The sequence below is a fragment of the Variovorax sp. P2_H12 genome, assembly GCF_056403395.1.
In genome coordinates this window covers 1-400 of record NZ_JBFUFO010000260.1, presented here as the reverse complement: position 1 = coordinate 400, position 400 = coordinate 1, and the positions used below count along the sequence as shown (strand labels likewise).

Sequence of the window (400 nt, the reverse complement as noted above, 5' to 3'; positions counted from 1 at the left end):
CGACGTTGTCGGGCCGGAGCCGTGGATCTCCCGACACCCGTCTGATGACCTGGGGGAACGTCCGTGACACGGTCTCACCACGACGCCACGCCATCTCACGGAACGCCGTGCCCCGTACTCCGTATGCCGACGATCGGAGCAGGACATGCTCTCGCGCCACCGGTCCGATCCCGAACTGGCCGCAGCGCTCGTCATGATGCCCGAGGTCGACATCTCCGATGTGGACATGGCCCGGGCCGCGCAGGCGGAGCAGCTGGCCGTGGTGGTCGCGGCGGCGGACACGACGGGCGTGGACGTCAAGGAGGTCTCCGTACCCGGCCCGGACGGCGCGCCGAACCTACGGCTGCGCATCTACCGGCGGCCGCAGGGGGTGCAGGGGCTGCTCCCCGCTGTCTACAGC

The 400-nt window shown here is 70.5% G+C and carries 1 pseudogene; it reads left to right on the top strand.

The features are described from left to right. Positions 1–145: 145 nt before the first annotated feature. Positions 146–400: pseudogene (locus AC1DYK_RS36050) on the top strand (hypothetical protein); the annotation flags it as partial.